The organism is Natronobacterium texcoconense (assembly GCF_900104065.1).
Lineage (GTDB): Archaea > Halobacteriota > Halobacteria > Halobacteriales > Natrialbaceae > Natronobacterium > Natronobacterium texcoconense.
In genome coordinates, this window is record NZ_FNLC01000002.1 from 1,015,774 (window position 1) to 1,033,545 (window position 17,772).

The following is a 17,772-nucleotide window of genomic DNA, read 5'->3' on the forward strand; positions in this document are numbered from 1 at the left end:
CTATATTCGGGCAGAGAACCCGCTCTCGCACACGCACATGCTCGTTCGGTTCGTCACTGGAAACGAAGGCAAAGCCCGCGAAGCCCAGGAGTACCTGGACGGCATCACCGCCGTCAACCGGGTCGAGTACGACTACACCGAGATTCAAAGCGACTCGCTGACCGAAATCGCGACTCGAGGCGCACGCGAGTCTTTCGAGGAACTCTCCGGCACCGAACCGGTGCTCGTAGGTGATACGGGGCTGTTCGTCGACGCGCTCGGTGGCTTTCCCGGCCCGTACTCGGCGTACGTCGAGGACACCGTCGGCGTCGAACGGCTCTGGCGACTCGCGAGCGAGGAGGACGACCACAGGGCGCGCTTCCGGACCGTGCTCGGCTACGCGGACGCCGACAGGACCGAGACCTTCGAGGGGGAACTCGTCGGCACGCTCGTCCCACCACGCGGCGATGGCGGGTTCGGCTACGATCCGATCTTCGAGTACAACGGCCAGACGCTGGCCGAGATGGACGTCGAGGAGAAAAACGCGATTTCGCATCGCGGCCGTGCGCTGGCGAAGTTCGCGGACTGGTACGCGGACTGCGAATAGCGCCGCTCTGTAACCGCTGTTCGAGCCTACTTCGGAACGTAAACGAGCGGCTCGTACCGATGTGCGGGGTACGGTTCAGCGTCGTCAGCCACTGAGAAAAGGCTCTGTGGCCAGGTCCCCAATACATCGTGGATGCGCTCGTACGACAGCAGGTTCTCGCCCTCGACGACGAGTTCGAAGCGGTCGGCGAACGTTTCGGGGTTCCACGCCGAATCCTCGTCGAGATACTCGTCGGGTGACTCCGCGATAGAACTGTAGTGAGCCTGCGCGAAGCGATTATAGTAGTGGACGATCAGGTAGCCGCCGGGTTTCACCGCCTCGTAAAGGGTCTCGAGAGCGCGCTCGATGTCCGCGACGTAGCCGAGCGTGAACAGACAGGAGACGATGTCGAACTGGCGGTCGGGATCGAACTCCGGGAGGACCGCCTGCTCGAAGGTGACGTCCGAATCGACCTCACGTGCACGTTCGCGGTTTTCTTCGAGGACGGCCACGGCAGAGTCGTATCCGACGACGGTCGCGTCGGGGTAGTGGGTGGAAACCTCGAACGCGAGGTCGCCAGGACCACAGCCGACGTCAGCGTACGCGTCCGGTCCGTCTGGCAACATCGTCTCGATGAATTCGACGCACGGCTCCAGTGCAAGAATCGCGCTCGGGCCCGTGTCCTCGCGTACCTCCTCGTCGGCCCCGTCCCAGTACTCGTCCCAGTCGATCGTGTCGCTGTATTTTTCTTCTGACATCGTTCCGAGTGTTCAGTTGGTCGACCAGCGATGCTAGCGGACCGAATCAGTACTGTGGCGCTCCTAATGGGCGTAGAGAAAGGTGGTGCTACCATAAAAATACTACCATAAAAATTAACTTTTCTCTTACCTTACTATTTCGTAGGGAAGAGATTTAAAACTTTGGCCGATAGCAATTTCCATCGAGTATTCTGGTCCAGCGGACCGTCCGACGCCAGCGTTACCGCAAAAGTGACATCCTCCTCGCCGTAAACGGAGAGGGATCGAAGATCCCTCAGGCAGTCGGGCGGAGCCCGACGACGGCGAGGCTTCCCGTACCGCAGGTTGGGATGTTTGCTGGTCTACGATACGGCCTGTTCTCTCGTGTTGAACGTCCCGCTCTCGCGGTCGAACAGGTGTACCGATGGCTGTGCCACACAGCCGTTACTCCTATCCTCACCGTGAGGACTCGGGGTTATCTTCTGTCGCATGTTCTCCGCCCCGTTACAATCCGCGTTGGCTACCAACTCACACGACGAGCAGACGTACAGACCGCGTTCGACACGGTTTGACTTCGTATCGTCACCACACGCCGAACACGTTTTCGACGTGTCCCACTCGTTCTCTTTCAACACCTCGACACCACGTATCTCGCCTTTGTATTCGAGATACTGGTAGATGCGGTCGAACGCCCACGTGTGGAGTTTCTTGTTGCCTGTCTTGCCCCAGTCGGTCTCTCGCACGTCTTCGGGCCAGCTCACTGCGAGCGTTCCAACACCGCGCTCGACGCACTCGGTGATAATTGTGTCCGTGAGTGTGTGGTAGAAGTGGGTTTCACGCTCTGTGAGTTTCCTGCGTGCCCACATCGACTTCTCTGACGGGCCGTTCTCACCCTCGGTGTCGTACTCTGCTCGCGTGAAGTAGTGCTTGTCCTGCTTGAGCGAGTTACCGGGGTACAGGACGTATTCGTCGGGGAATGCGACCGTGGCGATGTTTGTGATCCCAAGGTCGATTCCAGCAACACAGTCGCCTGCGGAGTCGTTGGTTTCGAGTTCGACTTTGCAGACGAAGTGTAGTTCCCACTTTTCGCCGTTCCAGACAGCGCGAACGTTTTGTACCTTGTTGACTTCTGTGAGGTCAACGTCCGGGCGTGTCTGGTACTCGCAGAGGATGAAGTCTGACCAGTACTCCTTGAGGTTCGACCCTTTGCTGAGTCGGACGCGGTTGTTCTCTGGATCGTGTTTGAACCCGTCTGCCTTGAACGTGACCGTACTCTTGGGTCGTGTGTCGCTGTGTTTGCGGTAGCCAGGTGGATTCGCCTCGTCAAACTTGTGTCGCAGGTCGAACCACGACTGGAAAGCGTCAGAAAGTTCTTCAATGACTTTCTGACTGGATTGTGCGTTCAAGTCTTTCCAGCACGACTGGTTCTTCATGTACGATTTCAGCACACCCTCGTCTGGGATTTCACCGGTCTCATCCCAGATGCGGTCGGCTGTCCATCGTGCGACATTCCAGATCTTCGAGGCGGAGTCTCCGAGCGAGCCAAGGCCATCGCAGACCTGCCGGTGGTTCTGGATGGAACCAACGTAGGTGCGCGTGACCTCAATCGCCATACATAGCCCATGTAGATGAATCAACTTAATGGTGTGGATTAGCGTGGAATATCCAGCCTGCTATCGAGCGGTGGTTCGCGTAGTTGAGTGACGCGATTCACGCCCGCCGTGAACGGCGGGATTCTCTCGCTGTAAGAAGATAGCTCGTGGGGCGACTGCTCGACGGACTCGTCGTCGACGACGGTTGCCGATTCTCGGCTTCGAACGGCGTCTCGAGTGACCTCGATGACGAACTCGTCGGCTGCATCGATAGCCGTCGACCGAACCGGTGTAGTGATCGTCCGGAGCTGTTTGCCGTTCTCGAGCGAGACAGTTACCGTATACTCCGCGTCCGGCCTGTACGCGTCCGGATAGACGGCACACGCGCCGGCGGGGAGGTCGTACTCGTGGCGGACACGTTGTTTGTCGCGTTCGGTATCGCGGATCTCGAGTTCGAAACGGAGGGTTTCGTCGTCCCCGTTGAGAATGTGCATCTTGCGTCGTTCGCCTCCGGGCATCTTCGCGAAGCCCGACAGTGCGGCGATCGCGATGCCGACGAGGACCGTCCCAATCCCGAGGGTAAACATCCGATCGACGATGAAAATGAGACCTGCTGCAATGGTGAGGAGAGCGACTGTCAGCCCCGCTTCGCGGAGTTCGGCCGAAAGGTGGCTGGGCTTGTACGTGATCGTACGAATATTGTACCCGCTGGCCCGCTCCCGCCGCTCGTCGGAGCCCTTCTCGGCCATGGCGTGAATTACGGTGAAGTCAGTGATAAATACCTTGACGAGTCGATCGGATCGAGGGCGACGGCCGTCACTCGATTTTGTCTCCGGTCCGTCGCGCTCGAGGGTCCAGATCCGGTCCCGGGTACTCGCCACCCTCGACTGCAGCGTAGAGGCTCTCGGGGTCGAAGAGGGTCGCGAACGCGTCCGGCGGCCGGACGCTGACCGAGACGTGCTGTTGCATCGAGAGCCCGGCTTTCGCTGACCCCAGTTGCTCGTCGTAGGAGAGCAGGTGAGCCGCGTTCCCGCGGTAGGCCGAGGCCAGCGCCGGGTGGTCGTCCTCGGGGTGGTCGACCGCGACGCGTTCGGCCTCGAGTCGCTCGCGATGATCCGCCGCGAGGTCCTCGTCGGCGAGGTCCGCGACGATACGTTCGGTTCGCTCGAGGAGGTGGTCGCTCGCGACGAGGTCGACCCAGGTGTGGCGGCGGACGTGGTCGAGCGCCTCGCGGGCGTCGCCGCCGATCAGGACGTCTGCGGTGAGGACGTCGGCGTCGGCGACGACACGAGCGGGGTTCGGCCGGTCGGGGTCGCGGTCAGTCATCGTCGCCCTCGTCGAGGTCCGCGATGGTCGACCGAATCCTCTCGAGAGAGACGTCGTACGTTGCGCCGCGTTCGAAGAGGTCTTCCCAGCTTTCTGTCATCGGTAGAGGTTGGTAACGCGCTCTGAAAAGACTCGTCCCTCCTCTTGCCTCGTGGCGTCGGGGTTGCGCGCCAGCCGATTGTACAGCCACCCGAAGAGGTATCCGAACGCGAACGCATCCGCGAACCCCAGTACCGTCCCCCAGACGAGGTCGCCGGGAGAGCGGCTGTAGCCGGGGTAGATGTCCTCGAGCAGTAGTCGCCACCGTTCTCCGTACTTCGTTCCCGCGAACAACTCGAGCAGTGCGACCGCGGCCGCCCAGAGGATGCCGGCCGAGAGGCCGAGCGCGCGTTTGTCGACGGTCGACATGAGTCGCGTTCGTGTACGACGACCATCACGTAAACGTTGGAGGTCAGTCCGCTCGAGCGAGCAGCCAGAACGCGACCGTGCCGACGACGAACGCGACGCCGACGTTGACCGCCAGTCCGAGGACGCCGACTCCGACGACGACTGCGAGTGCCCGCCAGTCGCTGATGGGTTCGAACGCTGCACGTCCGAGTTCGATGGCGACGACGACGAGCAAGACCCCGAGCAGAGCCAGGGGGAACGCGGCCAGCAGAGCACCGGCGGCGACCAGCGCGAGCGCGAGGTAGCCGACCCCCAGCAGGACGTTCGCGCCGGCAGTTCGCGCACCGAAGGCGTACTTTCCGGCGAGGCCACCGCTGCCGTGACACATCGGAACGCCGCCGATAGGGACCGCCGCGAGACAGGTTACACCCATGCTCTTCGACAGCGAGTCCGCCGAGACGTCTCGGTCGTAGAGATCGCCACACAGCAGGGCCGTCGCGATGGCTGCGTTTCCGATCGTCATCCCGAGTTGCGCGACAGTTCCCTCGAGCGCGTCTATCGTGAACGCTGGCGTTCCCGCGGGGAACGCGGCGAGTTCGGGGACAGTGGGTGTAGGGATGCCTGCCGTCGCGACGGCAGCGATTCCACCGAGCGCGAGGACGACCAAGACGCTCGACTGGCGGTAACCGACCAGCGCGAACGCGGCGACGACGGCGACCCCACCGACGGCGACCAGTGGTGCGTCGACGGAGAGTCCGACTGCCGCCTCGAGCAACAGCAGGGCAACGGCGAACTGGACGCCGCGAACGACGGGTTCGCCGACGATCCGCTGGAGGCGGCCCACGAGTCCGAACTGACCGACCGCCAGCAAGACGCCGCCGGCGAGCAAGCCGGCTGCGGCCAGCTCGGGATACGAGAGGGAGCCGACGATGGCCAGTCCGACCAGCGCCTTCATCGGCTCGACCGAGAGCGGCATCCCGTAGTAGAGTCCCCAGACGATCTGGAAAACGCCGAAGCCGACCAGTACGTGGGGCAACGAGACGCTCGTCGTCGCTGCAAGCGCCACCAGCAACGGGAGAACTGTAACTGAATCTCCTAGCGCACCCGTAAGTTCGTCGGTAGAGAACTCGAGTTCGGACTCTCCCTTAGTACGGAACGAGTGCGCCATCTACCTGCGATTTGCCTTCGAGTCGTTTCACTGTTGTGAGTAACCACACCTCGTTTCGGAGCGGTAAAACGAAAACGCGGCCGGTTACGCCTTCCGTCGCGGCGAGCGCGACGCCGACCAGCAACCCTAAGAGCGATCGCCCGGAGCGTTCGACCGTGAGCGAACTCGGCAAAATCGATCGGACGTTCTTCGATCGGCACGTCGCACCCAACCTGGGTGCAAAACGCGACGACGTCCCCGTCGGCCCCCAGCACGGCGTCGACTTCGGCGTGATCGACGTCGACGGCTCCGCACTGGTTACCGCGACCGATCCGATCTCGATCCTCCCGCCGCTGGGGTTCGAGCGAGCAGCACGCTTCGCGCTCGATCTGATCCTCGCGGACGTCGCGGTCAGCGGCATCGCACCCACGCACCTCTCGGTCTGCTTTACCCTGCCAGAGGAAATGACTGACGAGGCGTTCGCGACCGTCTGGGAGACGATCCACGAAGAGTGTGCGGACCTCGGCGTCGCCGTCGCAACCGGACACACCGCCCGCTACTCCGATCCCTCCTACCCCTGGGTCGGCGCGGCGACCGCGATGGGCGTCGGTAACCACGACGAGATCGTCCGTCCGGACGGTGCGAACGTCGGCGACCGGCTCCTGTTGACAACCGGCCCCGCCGTCGAATCCGTCGGCCTGCTCAGCACGCTCTACGGCGACCACCTCGAGCTTCCCGACGACGTCGTCGCCGACGCCCAACAGCGCCTCGATGAGGTCCACTGCGTCCGGGACGCGCTGACGGCCGCGGCCGCAGGCCCCGTGACGGCGATGCACGACGTGACCGAAGGCGGACTCGCCGGCGCGCTGAACGAGATGGCCGACGGCGCGGACGTCCGGTTCGAAATCGACCGCGAAGCGGTTCCGCTGCGTCCCGGCGTCGAAGCAGTCTGTGAGACACTCGAGATGGATCCCTGGGCCTCGACGAGCTGTGGCTCGCTGGTGATCGCCGTCGACCCAGACGGCGTCGACGACGTACGGAGCGCACTCGAGGACCGCGACACCGTCGTCGCGGAGATCGGACGCGTCGAATCCGGGGACGGTGTCGTCGTCGATGGGGAGCGACTCGAGCATCCGAACGTGGATCCGTCGTGGGCAGCCTACGCGGAACTCGCGTCTCGAGCGTCCACGGAGTGACCGGAGCACCGGGAACCAGCTATAGTAGTCACTGCAAGTCAATGCACACCTGATCGCACGACAACTGTGCGATCAGTGTGTAAATAGTTGCAGTTGTTACTATAGTACGACTATCGAACCGGCCGAACCGATCGCATTCGTTTTACCGAACGCACTCTAGGAGCCAGTAATGACAGACTCAGGCCCGCATTCGTGGCGCCGACGCCGATTACTCGCCGCAGTCGGTGCCGGAACGGTCACCGGACTCGCCGGTTGTTCCGGCGACGACGGCGAGAACGACGGAGACGTCTCGGATTCCGACGACGGCGACGAGGAGTCCCCGTTTCTCGTCGATCATCCCGGTGACGAACCCAAGGACTTCGAGAACCAGCACATGTGTGGCGTCTGTACGATGGGTGTGGTGGACTACGACGACCGAAACGCCCAGCTCGCCCACGAGAACGGCGACGGGATGATGTTCTGTAGCTCGGGCTGTCTGTTCGCCTACTACGTCGCACCCGAACACTTCGACGGGCCGGATAGCGAGATCGCCGGCGTCTGGGTAACCGATTTCGATACTGGCGAACTGATCGACGGCTTCGATGCCCACTACGCACTCGAGCACGACGAAAGGCGGGCAGACGATCCGATGGGCGTCGATCCACGCGTCTACGAGGACGAGGAGATGGCATTCGAGTACGTCGACGAGTACGACGACCTGGACGAGGACGACGTTATCACGTTCTCGGAAGTCGACGAGGAAGTCGCGAGGATCTACCGGAGCACGCGAATCCCGTAACTACAACGGCTGGTAGTACGGAATCGGTGGGTGTGGTAGTGGAACGCCGACGGTCGCGAGTCCGTGTTGCAGCGGAATGTAGCCGAGCACGACGAATCCGACGCCGAGAACGCGATGTAGTTTGACCCTGGTCTCGAGGCTGAGCGACTGGAACAGCGTTCCGTACACGAAAAGCGACGGAACGGTGCCGAGTCCGAGCGCCGCCAGTCCGAGGAAGCCACCGGTCGGCGAGCCCTGCACGAACGCATACAGGAACGCCGGATAGAGCAACGGACAGGGCAAGAGTCCGTGTACTGCACCGAGGCCCGCAATCCGGCTGTCGCCGACCCAGACGTCGACGTTCGCGAGCAGGCGTCCGTGGACGCGCTCGAGGAGCGACCCGACGAACGGGAGACTGACCGACCCGCCGACGAGTCCGCGACCGACCAGGTAGTGGACGCCCATCGCGACGATCACGATTCCGACGACGATACCGGCGATGGCGTGGACGTCGGTCGCGACCGCTGTCACCGCTCGAGAGGAGACGAAGACGGTCGCGCCCGCGAGTCCGAACAGCCCTCCGAGGATCGCGTAACTCGCCGTCCGTCCGAGGTTGAACAGCGCGTGCTGTTTGACCATCCCGACGGTTAGCTCGTTTCTCGCCGCCCGGCCGTCGCTCTGGGCCCGGAGTCGGTCGGAGTAAGTTGTCACGAGCGGCCCACACATCCCGAGACAGTGTGCGCCACCGAGCAACCCGATCAGCGCGAAGACGGCGAGCCCGACCGGTTCGACCGTCGTCGGATCGAGAGCGGGATCGTGACACGTCTCGAGGACGATTCGCGGGGCCGTCATCACCAGTCGTCGAGTACCTGCTCGAGGTCGTCCGTTATCTGGTTGGAATCGGGGTTTTCGCCCCGGTAGCTTCGTTCGACGTATCCGTCCGGGTTGACGAGGAAGGTGACGGTGATGTGTCTGAAGTCGTAGTCGTCACCGAGATCCTCACGCTCGAACGGGATTCCCAGTTCGTCGTGGACGACCGACTGTGCTTCCTCCTGGTCTTCCGGACGGAGATAGTGCCAGTTGCCCGCCTCGAGGTCGACGCCCATTATGTCGGCGTGGTTGGAGAGTTCCTCTGCCGTGTCGCGTTCGGGGTCGAACGTGATCGCGAGAAACCGCGCCCGGTCGTCGATTCCCCGCTCGAAGGTGTTCGCCTGGACCGTCGAGAGCGAGTTGATGAGCGGAATACACTCGGCGGGGCAACTGGCGAAAAACGCCGTACAGACGAGACAGTCGTCGTCGATGGCGGCGACGTCGACCGACGTTTCCTCGATCGGGTCGGCGAGTTCGAACTCCGGAAACGGATCACCGTAGGTCGGATAGATCGGCTCTCCCCGTTCCCCGAGGTCCTCCGGCGGACCGAGTACGGCGTCGTCGCTTGCGTCGTCGTCGAACGCTCCAGTCAGACAGCCGGCGACGGCGGACAGACCGGCCGCCGCTCCTGCACCCAGAACAGCGCGTCGGTTCATGACGAGAGTGTAGCCACCGGCGGGAGAAGTACCATCTGGTGTAATCGTCGAATGTACGTGGTAGAGACGCAGTACTCGGTATTTACGTTCGGTAATCGAACCAAATTCGACTTATCGTCGCGGTCCCAACGGTCAGTATGGAGTTGACGTCAGCAGGAAAACGAAATGGTGTAACACGCCGAACGGTGCTCGCCGGCGTCGGGGGAGCCGGTATCGTGGCACTCGCCGGCTGTTCCAGCGCGGACGACGACGTTCCGGACCCGATCTCGATCGACGAGGAACAGACCTGTGACAACTGTACGATGGGGATCGGTCAACATCCCGGCCCGGTCGGACAGACTCACTACGAGGACCCCGAAGCCGTCGTCGACGAGGACAGGCCGGCCCAGTTCTGCAGTTCGCTCTGTACGTACAGCCACACGTTCGAACAGGAGGAGGCTGACAACGCCCCAGAAGTCGTCTACCTGACCGATTACTCGAGCGTCGAGTACGACATCGAGACGGACGACGGTACCGAGGAGATCAGCAGCCATCTCGAGGCGGAGACGTTCGCGGTCGCTGGCGATCTCCTGCTGGTCGTCGACAGCGACGTCCACGGTTCGATGGGCCGGTCGTTGATCGGCTTTTCGGACGGAGACGAGGCCGAGGCCTTCCAGGACGAGTACGGTGGCGACCTGTACGACCACGAGGACGTGACCGGCGACCTCGTCATGTCGCTTATGAACTAGTACGCCGGACCGACATCGACGCGCTTGCGGTGATCGGTCTCGAAAAGCGTCAGTTTCTCAGCAGGGAAATCGATTCCGACGACGTCATCGGCCGCAGGCGGGTTCGTCGCCCGCTCGACGAGGAGTTCTTGTCCAGACTCGAGTCGCACGGTCACGTCGTACCGGCGACCGAGATCCGCGACGCGGGCGACTTCTCCCGTTAGCGACGAGTCCTTCGGGTTCGACGGGTCGACCGCGAGATCAGACGGCCGAACGTGACACGTGACGACGTCACCGACAGATACGTCCGCACTCGAGTCGGCCAGGGAAATGTTCTCGTGAGCGCCGTCGCCCTCTTCGGTCTCGAGAGCGAGTTCGTACCACGGCTCGCCGTTCTCGAGTTCCCGTCCGAACTCGGTGTCGGCGTTGTAGCCGATTCCGACGCTGTTGGCCACGAACTCGACGTCCCAGTCGGTGAACCCGCCGTAGAGTCGATCCCGGGGGAGCGTCGCGTCGGCGCTGACGACGATGTCGGGTGTTTGGTCCGGTCTTCGACCATCCGCAGCACCGCGTTCGCACCGTAGTACTCGCCGCGGAATTCGATCCTCGTCTCCTCCCGGTACGCTGGCCCGACGTGGTCTTCGAACGTGTGTTCGAGACTCCCCGGCCGACAGCACGCTCACCGTGGACGCTCCTCTGAGACAGCCCGAAACGGTGAGACCTGTGGCTCTTCCGACAGTTTCGAATGAGACTGTAGGCCTCGGGGTGGTTTTCCCGTTTTGTGGCTCTCTTCTTGTGGCGGTCGATCGGATCCCCGGTGTTTGCGCTACGATTACGGCCGTCTTACAGTTCCTTGAGGATTCTAACTGGGCTGGATGTATTCGAGACCGTCATTCATCATACTTGATTTATATTCTTTACATCAGATAATATCTCTGTGTAGGAATTTTTATCTCTCAAGTTTCTTTAATCTGAGTTATGGGATTGCAACGGAGGACATTCCTTATGACTAGTGGTGTAATGGTGTCCGGAAGCTTAGGTGGATGTGTCGCTGGCCTTTCCGAGCCGGACTTAACAATTGTTGATCTTACTGCAACCGAAGTTAGGGTAGTCTCAGGTAGCGAGGAGGACGATTCGTTTTCTGTTACAGCCCAGAATACCGGAGTCGCTGGAGATATTGAAATTACTCTCTATTGGCAAATGACGGAAAACGCGGATCCGGAGGACATAGGGTCCGTTCAATCAATTGGTTGGCAACGTGAACAACAAAAAGTACTTTATTTCGATGCAGACGAACGTCGAGAAGTCGAATTTACTGCAACCCCTCCGGCGGCTGCAGTGGGGTACTATTTCGAGTTGCATAGTCGGACAGCCGGGGCCAAAATACGAAACGATGGAGGTGCAGGTGAGGCCCGTGTAGCGATGGAATATGAGCATCCTGCCGGACTACCAGATCGTGAAGAAACCACTGTTTTCTTTCAGGAAGATGAGGTAAAAGAGGTGACGTTTGATGTGAGAATGGCTGAAGATAGTGAATACGAAGTTATTGCTGAACCAGCCGAGTGATCGACGTTAGGTAATTCTCAACCCACAACCGAGATCTGAAGATAACGACTCTCAATTTGTAATATGATTCTTCTGAAATCCTAATCACTCGAACACAGACCGTCTGGAATCGACAGCAGTTCACAACGGTCGTCTACCGACCGACGCCCCAGATCGCGACAGCGAGCGAACCGACGATCCAGACGGCGAAGCCGGCCACACTCGCGAGCGGTGAGGCGACCTGTGGCCCCGTCCCCGAGGCGACGATCACGGTCGTCTCGAGCACGAGCCCCCGGTACGCGCTCAGTGGGCTGATCGCCAGCGAGTACAGCAGGTCTGCGTCGCCGATCACGCCTTCCGCGAGCCCGTAGATGAGCGCCAGATCGAACCCGATCAGCAAGGCGACGAGCGCGACGATCGACAGGCCGAGCGCACTGCGGGTGCCGCTGACCAGCGACGAGATAGCGACGGCAATCGCGAGTACGACCAGCCCGAACAGAACCGTCAGCACGAGAAATCGGGCGAAAAGAACTGGCGAGTCGGCGCCGGTGTGAGTCGCGTAGATCGCGACGGTGTCGGCGTCGGTGATCGCAATCGCGGCCGCAACCATGGCGAGCGGGACGGCGATCGTCGCCGCCAGCCCGATCGCACGGCCGGTATAGACCCCAAGGACGATCTCGCGCGGCGAGACCGGATACGTCTCGAGGACGTCCAGTTCACCCCGCTGCTCGTCGGCGAGAATGGCCCGATAGCCGAAGGCGACGGCGACGATCGGAACGAGCAACTCGAGCGGCGTCAGCAGGTCGACGACCGTCGGCAGGTAGCCAGCCGTGTAGCCGTCGCCGATCCAGGTGATCCCGAGGACGACGGCAGCGAGTGCGGCCGCGAGCAGGTAAAACGTCCGGGTGCGGACCACCGTCTGGAGTTCTCGGCGGACGATCGTGGCGAGGAGGTGCCCAGTGGCGGGCGCAGGACTCCGTTCGCGTTCTCCCTTCGTCTCCGTACTCATATCAGGAACTCACCCCCTGGACGCGGACGGTTCCCGCGTCGGCGGCGACCGACGCCTCGTAGACCGCACGGAGCGAGTCGACCCCGAGTTCGGACGTGATCGCGGCGGGCGCACCCTGACGGACGATCCGACCGTCGTCTAGCACGACGACCTCGTCGGCGCTACGTTCGACGAGTTCGAGGTCGTGGGAACTCGACAGGACGGCCGTCCCCTCGGCCGCGAGCTCCGTCGCGACCTCGAAAACGTGTTTGCTCATCCCGGGATCGAGCCCGCTTGCTGGCTCGTCGAGGACCACGACGGGCGGGTCGCCGATCGTCGCCTGGGCGACGCCGACCAGCCGGGTCATCCCGCCCGAAAGCGCCTCGACGGGTCGTTCGGCCGCGTCCTCGAGGCCGACCGCCTCGAGTCGCTCCATCGCGTCGGACTCGTCGACCCCGACAAGCGACGAGTAAAACTGGAGGGTCTCGAGGACGGTAAAGCCGGGCCGGAACGCTGGCTGCTGTGGGAGGTAGCCGATCCGACGGGTCGCCGCGCCGCCGTGGTAGGTGATCGAGCCGTCGGTCGGCTCGAGCAGTCCTGCAAGCACCCGAAGCAGGGTCGTCTTCCCGGAGCCGTTCGGACCGATCAGTGCGGTCACGACGCCGCCGTCGACGGTGGTCGAGACGTCTTCCAGCACGGAGACCTCGCCGTAGTCGTGATCGACGGCCGTCGCTTCCAGTATCGGCGTTCGCGTCGCGTTCGATGCAGTCGTCGCCGTCGTCGCTGTCTCCTCTGTCATGGTGTCGTCGTTCGGTCACAGGACCACGCTCGATCAGCCCAGCCACTTCGCTCGAGCAGGTCCGGGTTGTTCGGTTCACAGGTCGGTTCCAGGTCGACGATGCTGCCGGTCCGCATGCCGGGGACGCTCCCCTGCAGGCCGGCCATCGCGTCGAGTGCGGGAGAGCGGGCGAGCGTCGGGGTGCCGTCGACGCTGTGGAGTCGCTGGTCGACGGGGGCTGTCGGCGAGTAGGTCCGATCCGTACGTTCGCCGCGCTCGAGGCTGGTCGCGCCCTGCCAGTAGTTGCCCGCGCCGTCTTCCGTCCAGATGCGAAGCGGCCCAGTGCCGGCGGCGCCGTGAACGTCGTTGTCGACGAAGTCGTTCGCGTACACCCGATTCGTCGGCAACAGTGCCCGTTCTTTGGCGCCGATCTCGTTGCCGGCGACGACGTTGTCCTCGTAGATCGTCCCCGCTGAGTCGATGCGGAGTCCGACGCGACTGTCCACGAGGACGTTCCCCGCGACGTAGGAGTCGCTGCCGCTCATGAAAATCGCGTACTCGCCGCCCCGGACGTCGTTGTCGACCAGGGCGTTGCGCTCGGGGCCGGTCATGACGTAGATGCCGGTGTTGAACTGGTCGTGGATCTCGTTTTCCGTGACGAGTGCGTCCGAGGTGTGCATCAGGTGGACGCCAAGTCTGTTCCCGTCGAAGGTACTGTCGCGGACGACCAGTCCCTCGGATCGGTGTGCGTAGAGGCCGTCGCGACCGTCGGACACCGACGACTCCTCGACGACGATCGGCGAGTGCAACGCGAGGATGCCGGCGTGACCGTCGGTCCACTCCTCGGGGCTGTAGACGGTCGCGTTTCGGACGACCGACTCGCCGCCTCGCCGGAGGATGATCCCGCTAGCCGAGGAGTGGACCGTCACGTCCTCGACGAGCGAGTCGCTCGCGGTGTGCATGGCGATACCGGCGTCACCGCCCGCGTAGTTCTGCTCGAAGGTCGCATCCCACTCCTCGTCTTCCGGTTCGTCGCCGGGCAACTCGCCTGTTCCCGTTCGCTCCGAGCCCGATCCCGTGATCTCGAGGCCGATCAGCCCCGTCCGGTCCGCGGTCGCGGTGACGACCGAGCCGTTGCCGTCGCCACTGATCGTCACGTCGCCGTCACCGGCGAGCGTGATCGGGTGATCGATCTCGAGGGTCTCGTCGTACTCGCCTTCGGGAACGACGACCGTCGTGTTCGCCGGCGCGTCGTCGATCGCTTCCTGAATCGTCTCGGCGTCCTCGCCGACGACGATCGAGACCGGACGGTCACGGAGTTCGGTCGTCGCCTCGACTCGCCGGTCGGCGTCCGCGTGCTGGTCGTCGACGCGGTCGCGAACGACCGTCGCCTCGTCGCGGTCGAACTCCGTCTCGAGGAGCCCCTCCCACGAACGGACCGTCCCGTCGTGGGCGTCGGCGAACGCCGTCGCGTCCTCCCGGCTGGAGAACGGAACGACCGTCTCGCCGTTAGGCGTGCTCGCCTCGCTGTCGGTGACGTACCACGCGTCCTCGGCGTCGGTCCAGGCTGGCTGGCCGTCGGTGACGGGATACCCTTCGTCGGTCAGGTCGACGTCGACGCTCGAGTAGTCGCTGACGTAGACGGCGAGCGGATAGCCGAACCGCTGCGTGTGGCTCTCGCTGTCTTGCGTTTCGGCGAACGTTTCGACGCCGTAGTAGCCGACGACGTACTCGTACTGGGAGTAGTACGCCTGCGCTTTCGGGAGTTCGACGTCCGCTCCGAGTCCGTACTCGTCGGCGAGCGAGAGGCCGACGGAGACGGTATCGTCGAAGGGCGCAGGTCCGGGGTCAGACGAGTCGACGTCGATCACGAAGAGCCCGACCGCAACCACGGCGACGACGAGGACGACGCTCAACGCGACGGTACGTCGGAGGCGACTGGACACAGTCGAAGTTGGCACGGTGAGTACGTATACCGTTTGGTTCGGGTCTCGAACGGCCCAATATGGGCGTTTAGAGCTGTCGTGGAGTCACCCCTCTCGAGCGATCGCCACCATCATCAGCGATTAGTATAACCAGCGAATACATACTGGTATGCGAACGCCCACACCCGAGAGCCGACCCGTCGGCCTGACGATCGCGGGCAGCGACTCAGGCGGCGGTGCCGGAATCCAGGCAGACCTCTCGACGATGGCCACCCACGGCGTCTACGGGACGTCGGCGATCACGGCTGTCACGGCCCAGCACACCCGCGGCGTCGAGTCGTCGCACGTGCTCCCACGCTCCGAAATCGCCGCCCAGATAGACGCCGTCGTCGACGACTTCGACGTCGGTGCGGCGAAGACGGGAATGCTCGCGACGACCGACGTCGTCGAACTCGTGACCGACCGCGCCCGGGAGTTCTCGTTTCCGCTCGTCGTCGACCCCGTGATGGTCGCCACCTCCGGCGACCGACTCCTCGACGAGAACGCCGAGCGAGCCTACGAGAACCTGATCGCGGAGGCGACGGTCGTCACGCCGAACGCCGACGAAGCCGAGGTGCTGACCGGAACCACCGTCGAGGACGATGCGAGCGCACGCGAGGCCGGCGAAAGGCTGCTCGAGTTCGGTACCGATGCCGCGCTCGTCAAGGGCGGTCACGTCCCCGGCGAGACCGTCCGGGACCACCTCGTGACGCCCGAGGGAACGACGACGTTCGAACACGAGCGCGTCGACACCGACGCCACCCACGGCTCCGGCTGTACGCTCGCGGCCGCGATCACGGCGCGGCTGGCTCGAAGCGAGGACCTCGAGTCCGCTGTGGAGGGAGCGACGGATTTCCTCGCTCGAGCGATCGAACACCACTACGACGTCGGACAGGGGCCGGGCGCGGTGAATCACTCGGTGGATCGGTAGTCAGTTCTCGAGCAGATAGACGTCCCCGCTCCCGAACGGTCCGACGGACGGGACCGCGTACAGGCGCTCGCCGACGGCGGATATCGGCACACTGAGGCGCAGGTCCTCGTCGTGCCAGCGAATCGTGCCATCGGGTTCGACCGCGAACGTCCCCTCGTTCGGCGTCCCGAAGTAGACCCCGTCGGCGACGGCCGTCGGCTGGCTCAGGTAGAGGGAAGTCCGGATCGTCCACAGTTCGTCGCCCGACTCGAGGTCGAGACACCGCGTCCAGTCGCTGTTTCCGGGGGGCAAGTAGACCTGGCCGTGAGCGACGGCTGGCGTCGTGCTCGCCGTCGCGTAGTGGGGGCGCTCGTACACCCAGACCGTCTCTCCGGTGTCGCGATCGAGCGCGTAGAGTTCTCCCGGTTTGGTGCAGGCGAGGACGACGTCGTCGGCGACCGCCGGCGGTGCGTAGAACTCCCCGACGTCGGACCGACTCCACAGCTCTTCTCCATCCTCGAACGCGGCGATTTCTCCACCCTCGATGCTTCCGACCGCGTAGAGGATCCCATCGGCTACCGCGTACGCTCCTCTGGCCCACGTCTCGGCCGACCAGTCGAGTTCGCCCGTCTCGAGATCCAGGGCACCACCGTCACGGCCGCTGAGCGCGTAGAGTCGGCCGTCCGCGACGACCGACGAGCCCCACCGAATCCCGGCGTCACTGGTCCACAGTTCGTCGCCGTCCTCGGCGTCGAGCGCGTAGCTCCCGTTCTCCGAAGAGACGTAGACGACGTCGCGGGTGACCGTGGGAGCCGTCCGAACGCCGGCACCCGGATCTGCCTCGTAGCTCCAGCGCCGTTTCCCGTCGACGCCATAACATACCACGTTGCCCCCGCCAGTTCCGAAGTAGACTCGATCCTCGACGACGGCGACGCCACTGCCGCCTAGATCCGTGCGGATACCCGAACCGTCGGTCGTGATCTTCGTCGACTCGAGATCCGACTCGAGCAACTCGGCGTCGGGGTTGTATCCCGTGTTTGCGGCGTCGAACCCCTCTTCGGGCCAGGCGACGGTGCCGTCGTCGTAGCCACTGTAGTCGCGGTCCTCGATCGATCCAGGTTCGTCGTCGGCCCTCGAGAGACAGCCAGCGGTCGTCGCAAGCGTGGCAACAGAGAGGGCTCCAGCGGCGCGGAGGAACGGGCGGCGGCGCATATCGAACGAATCTGCGGGACCACAGGTAAACGTTTTGACGGTTCGCGTCGCGGGTTCGGTATGGTCGAGAACCCCTTCGACGTCGAAATTCGCGTCGGCGAAGTGCTCGAGGCAGAGGCCTTCCCGGAGGCGCGGAAGCCGAAGATGACGAAGCTGTGGATCGATCTTGGCGGCGAACACGGCGAGATCCAGTCGGCCGCACAGCTGGATCATCACTACGACCCGGAGGACCTCGAGGGACGACAGGTGCTCTGTGCGACGAATCTCGGTTCGGTCAGGATTGCGGGCTTCGAATCCGAGGCCCTGACGGTTGGCGTCCCCGGAGAGGAGGAGTACCCGGTCCTGGTCGAACCCGACAAAGAGGTACCGCTGGGTGGGCTGTTGTTCTGACTGACGCCGCGATTCCGTTTTCTCACAGTCGAACGCGGGAGTAGA

The 17,772-nt window shown here is 63.3% G+C and carries 19 protein-coding genes and 1 pseudogene; 7 read left to right on the plus strand and 13 right to left on the minus strand.

Going from position 1 to position 17,772, the window contains the following annotated elements:
- Positions 1 to 37 precede the first annotated feature (37 nt).
- Entirely contained in the window at positions 38 to 586 is a 549-nt protein-coding gene (gene rdgB / locus BLR35_RS12375) for an RdgB/HAM1 family non-canonical purine NTP pyrophosphatase (protein ID WP_090382288.1), read from the plus strand.
- Between the two features lie 26 nt (positions 587 to 612).
- On the opposite strand, the gene BLR35_RS12380 is transcribed toward rdgB, so the two are convergent.
- The 6 genes from BLR35_RS12380 to BLR35_RS12405 form a co-directional block, all read right to left on the minus strand.
- Positions 613 to 1,323, minus strand: a complete 711-nt coding sequence (locus BLR35_RS12380; protein ID WP_090382291.1) for a class I SAM-dependent methyltransferase — start codon at positions 1,321 to 1,323, stop codon at positions 613 to 615.
- A 341-nt stretch (positions 1,324 to 1,664) separates the two neighbouring features.
- Positions 1,665 to 2,915, minus strand: a complete 1,251-nt coding sequence (locus BLR35_RS12385) for an RNA-guided endonuclease InsQ/TnpB family protein (protein WP_090382293.1) — start codon at positions 2,913 to 2,915, stop codon at positions 1,665 to 1,667.
- A gap of 38 nt (positions 2,916 to 2,953) precedes the next feature.
- On the minus strand, positions 2,954 to 3,643 hold the full coding sequence (locus BLR35_RS12390; RefSeq protein ID WP_090382295.1) for a hypothetical protein: 690 nt from the start codon (positions 3,641 to 3,643) through the stop codon (positions 2,954 to 2,956).
- A gap of 67 nt (positions 3,644 to 3,710) precedes the next feature.
- On the minus strand, positions 3,711 to 4,220 hold the full coding sequence (locus BLR35_RS12395) for a DUF7384 family protein (RefSeq protein ID WP_090382298.1): 510 nt from the start codon (positions 4,218 to 4,220) through the stop codon (positions 3,711 to 3,713).
- 96 nt (positions 4,221 to 4,316) lie between these two features.
- Entirely contained in the window at positions 4,317 to 4,628 is a 312-nt protein-coding gene (locus BLR35_RS12400; RefSeq protein WP_170831023.1) for a bacteriophage holin, read from the minus strand.
- A 43-nt stretch (positions 4,629 to 4,671) separates the two neighbouring features.
- Positions 4,672 to 5,775, minus strand: a complete 1,104-nt coding sequence (locus BLR35_RS12405; RefSeq protein ID WP_090382300.1) for a putative sulfate/molybdate transporter — start codon at positions 5,773 to 5,775, stop codon at positions 4,672 to 4,674.
- A 155-nt stretch (positions 5,776 to 5,930) separates the two neighbouring features.
- On the opposite strand from BLR35_RS12405, the gene BLR35_RS12415 reads away from it, so the two are divergent.
- Positions 5,931 to 6,950: an AIR synthase family protein gene (locus tag BLR35_RS12415; protein ID WP_090382305.1), complete on the plus strand. Its 1,020-nt coding sequence runs from the start codon at positions 5,931 to 5,933 to the stop codon at positions 6,948 to 6,950.
- A 169-nt stretch (positions 6,951 to 7,119) separates the two neighbouring features.
- Positions 7,120 to 7,728, plus strand: a complete 609-nt coding sequence (locus BLR35_RS12420) for a nitrous oxide reductase accessory protein NosL (protein WP_090382308.1) — start codon at positions 7,120 to 7,122, stop codon at positions 7,726 to 7,728.
- On the opposite strand, the gene BLR35_RS12425 is transcribed toward BLR35_RS12420, so the two are convergent.
- The gene (locus tag BLR35_RS12425) at positions 7,729 to 8,559 is read right to left on the minus strand and encodes a sulfite exporter TauE/SafE family protein (RefSeq protein ID WP_090382310.1); all 831 of its coding nucleotides are present in this window, start codon (positions 8,557 to 8,559) and stop codon (positions 7,729 to 7,731) included.
- Positions 8,559 to 9,233, minus strand: a complete 675-nt coding sequence (locus BLR35_RS12430; RefSeq protein WP_090382312.1) for an SCO family protein — start codon at positions 9,231 to 9,233, stop codon at positions 8,559 to 8,561. Before BLR35_RS12430 ends, BLR35_RS12425 begins: the two co-directional genes overlap by 1 nt.
- 137 nt (positions 9,234 to 9,370) lie before the next feature.
- Here BLR35_RS12430 and BLR35_RS12435 point away from each other — a divergent pair, with 137 nt between their 5' ends.
- Positions 9,371 to 9,961, plus strand: coding sequence for a nitrous oxide reductase accessory protein NosL (locus BLR35_RS12435; protein ID WP_090382314.1), 591 nt, complete (start codon positions 9,371 to 9,373; stop codon positions 9,959 to 9,961).
- On the opposite strand, the gene BLR35_RS21250 is transcribed toward BLR35_RS12435, so the two are convergent.
- The gene (locus BLR35_RS21250; RefSeq protein WP_394328365.1) at positions 9,958 to 10,395 is read right to left on the minus strand and encodes a TOBE domain-containing protein; all 438 of its coding nucleotides are present in this window, start codon (positions 10,393 to 10,395) and stop codon (positions 9,958 to 9,960) included. The genes BLR35_RS12435 and BLR35_RS21250 overlap by 4 nt on opposite strands.
- A gap of 523 nt (positions 10,396 to 10,918) precedes the next feature.
- Between BLR35_RS21250 and BLR35_RS20305 the strand changes: the two genes are divergently transcribed.
- Positions 10,919 to 11,506: a hypothetical protein gene (locus BLR35_RS20305; RefSeq protein ID WP_139169284.1), complete on the plus strand. Its 588-nt coding sequence runs from the start codon at positions 10,919 to 10,921 to the stop codon at positions 11,504 to 11,506.
- A 133-nt stretch (positions 11,507 to 11,639) separates the two neighbouring features.
- On the opposite strand, the gene BLR35_RS12445 is transcribed toward BLR35_RS20305, so the two are convergent.
- The 3 genes from BLR35_RS12445 to BLR35_RS12455 are packed head-to-tail and all read right to left on the minus strand — an operon-like array spanning position 11,640 to position 15,197.
- The gene (locus tag BLR35_RS12445) at positions 11,640 to 12,494 is read right to left on the minus strand and encodes an ABC transporter permease (RefSeq protein ID WP_090382319.1); all 855 of its coding nucleotides are present in this window, start codon (positions 12,492 to 12,494) and stop codon (positions 11,640 to 11,642) included.
- 1 nt (position 12,495) lies between these two features.
- On the minus strand, positions 12,496 to 13,272 hold the full coding sequence (locus tag BLR35_RS12450; RefSeq protein WP_090382321.1) for an ABC transporter ATP-binding protein: 777 nt from the start codon (positions 13,270 to 13,272) through the stop codon (positions 12,496 to 12,498).
- The gene (locus tag BLR35_RS12455; RefSeq protein ID WP_090382324.1) at positions 13,269 to 15,197 is read right to left on the minus strand and encodes a NosD domain-containing protein; all 1,929 of its coding nucleotides are present in this window, start codon (positions 15,195 to 15,197) and stop codon (positions 13,269 to 13,271) included. The genes BLR35_RS12450 and BLR35_RS12455 overlap by 4 nt, the downstream gene beginning before the upstream one ends.
- A gap of 148 nt (positions 15,198 to 15,345) precedes the next feature.
- Here BLR35_RS12455 and thiD point away from each other — a divergent pair.
- A pseudogene (gene thiD, locus BLR35_RS12460) lies at positions 15,346 to 16,140 on the plus strand (bifunctional hydroxymethylpyrimidine kinase/phosphomethylpyrimidine kinase); the annotation flags it as partial.
- 6 nt (positions 16,141 to 16,146) lie between these two features.
- Here the strand turns inward: thiD and BLR35_RS12465 are convergent.
- Positions 16,147 to 17,337, minus strand: a complete 1,191-nt coding sequence (locus BLR35_RS12465) for an outer membrane protein assembly factor BamB family protein (protein WP_090382328.1) — start codon at positions 17,335 to 17,337, stop codon at positions 16,147 to 16,149.
- A 60-nt stretch (positions 17,338 to 17,397) separates the two neighbouring features.
- Between BLR35_RS12465 and BLR35_RS12470 the strand changes: the two genes are divergently transcribed.
- Positions 17,398 to 17,727 (plus strand): tRNA-binding protein, encoded by a 330-nt coding sequence (locus BLR35_RS12470; RefSeq protein WP_090382331.1) that lies wholly within the window; start codon positions 17,398 to 17,400, stop codon positions 17,725 to 17,727.
- The last annotated feature ends 45 nt before the right edge of the window (positions 17,728 to 17,772 follow it).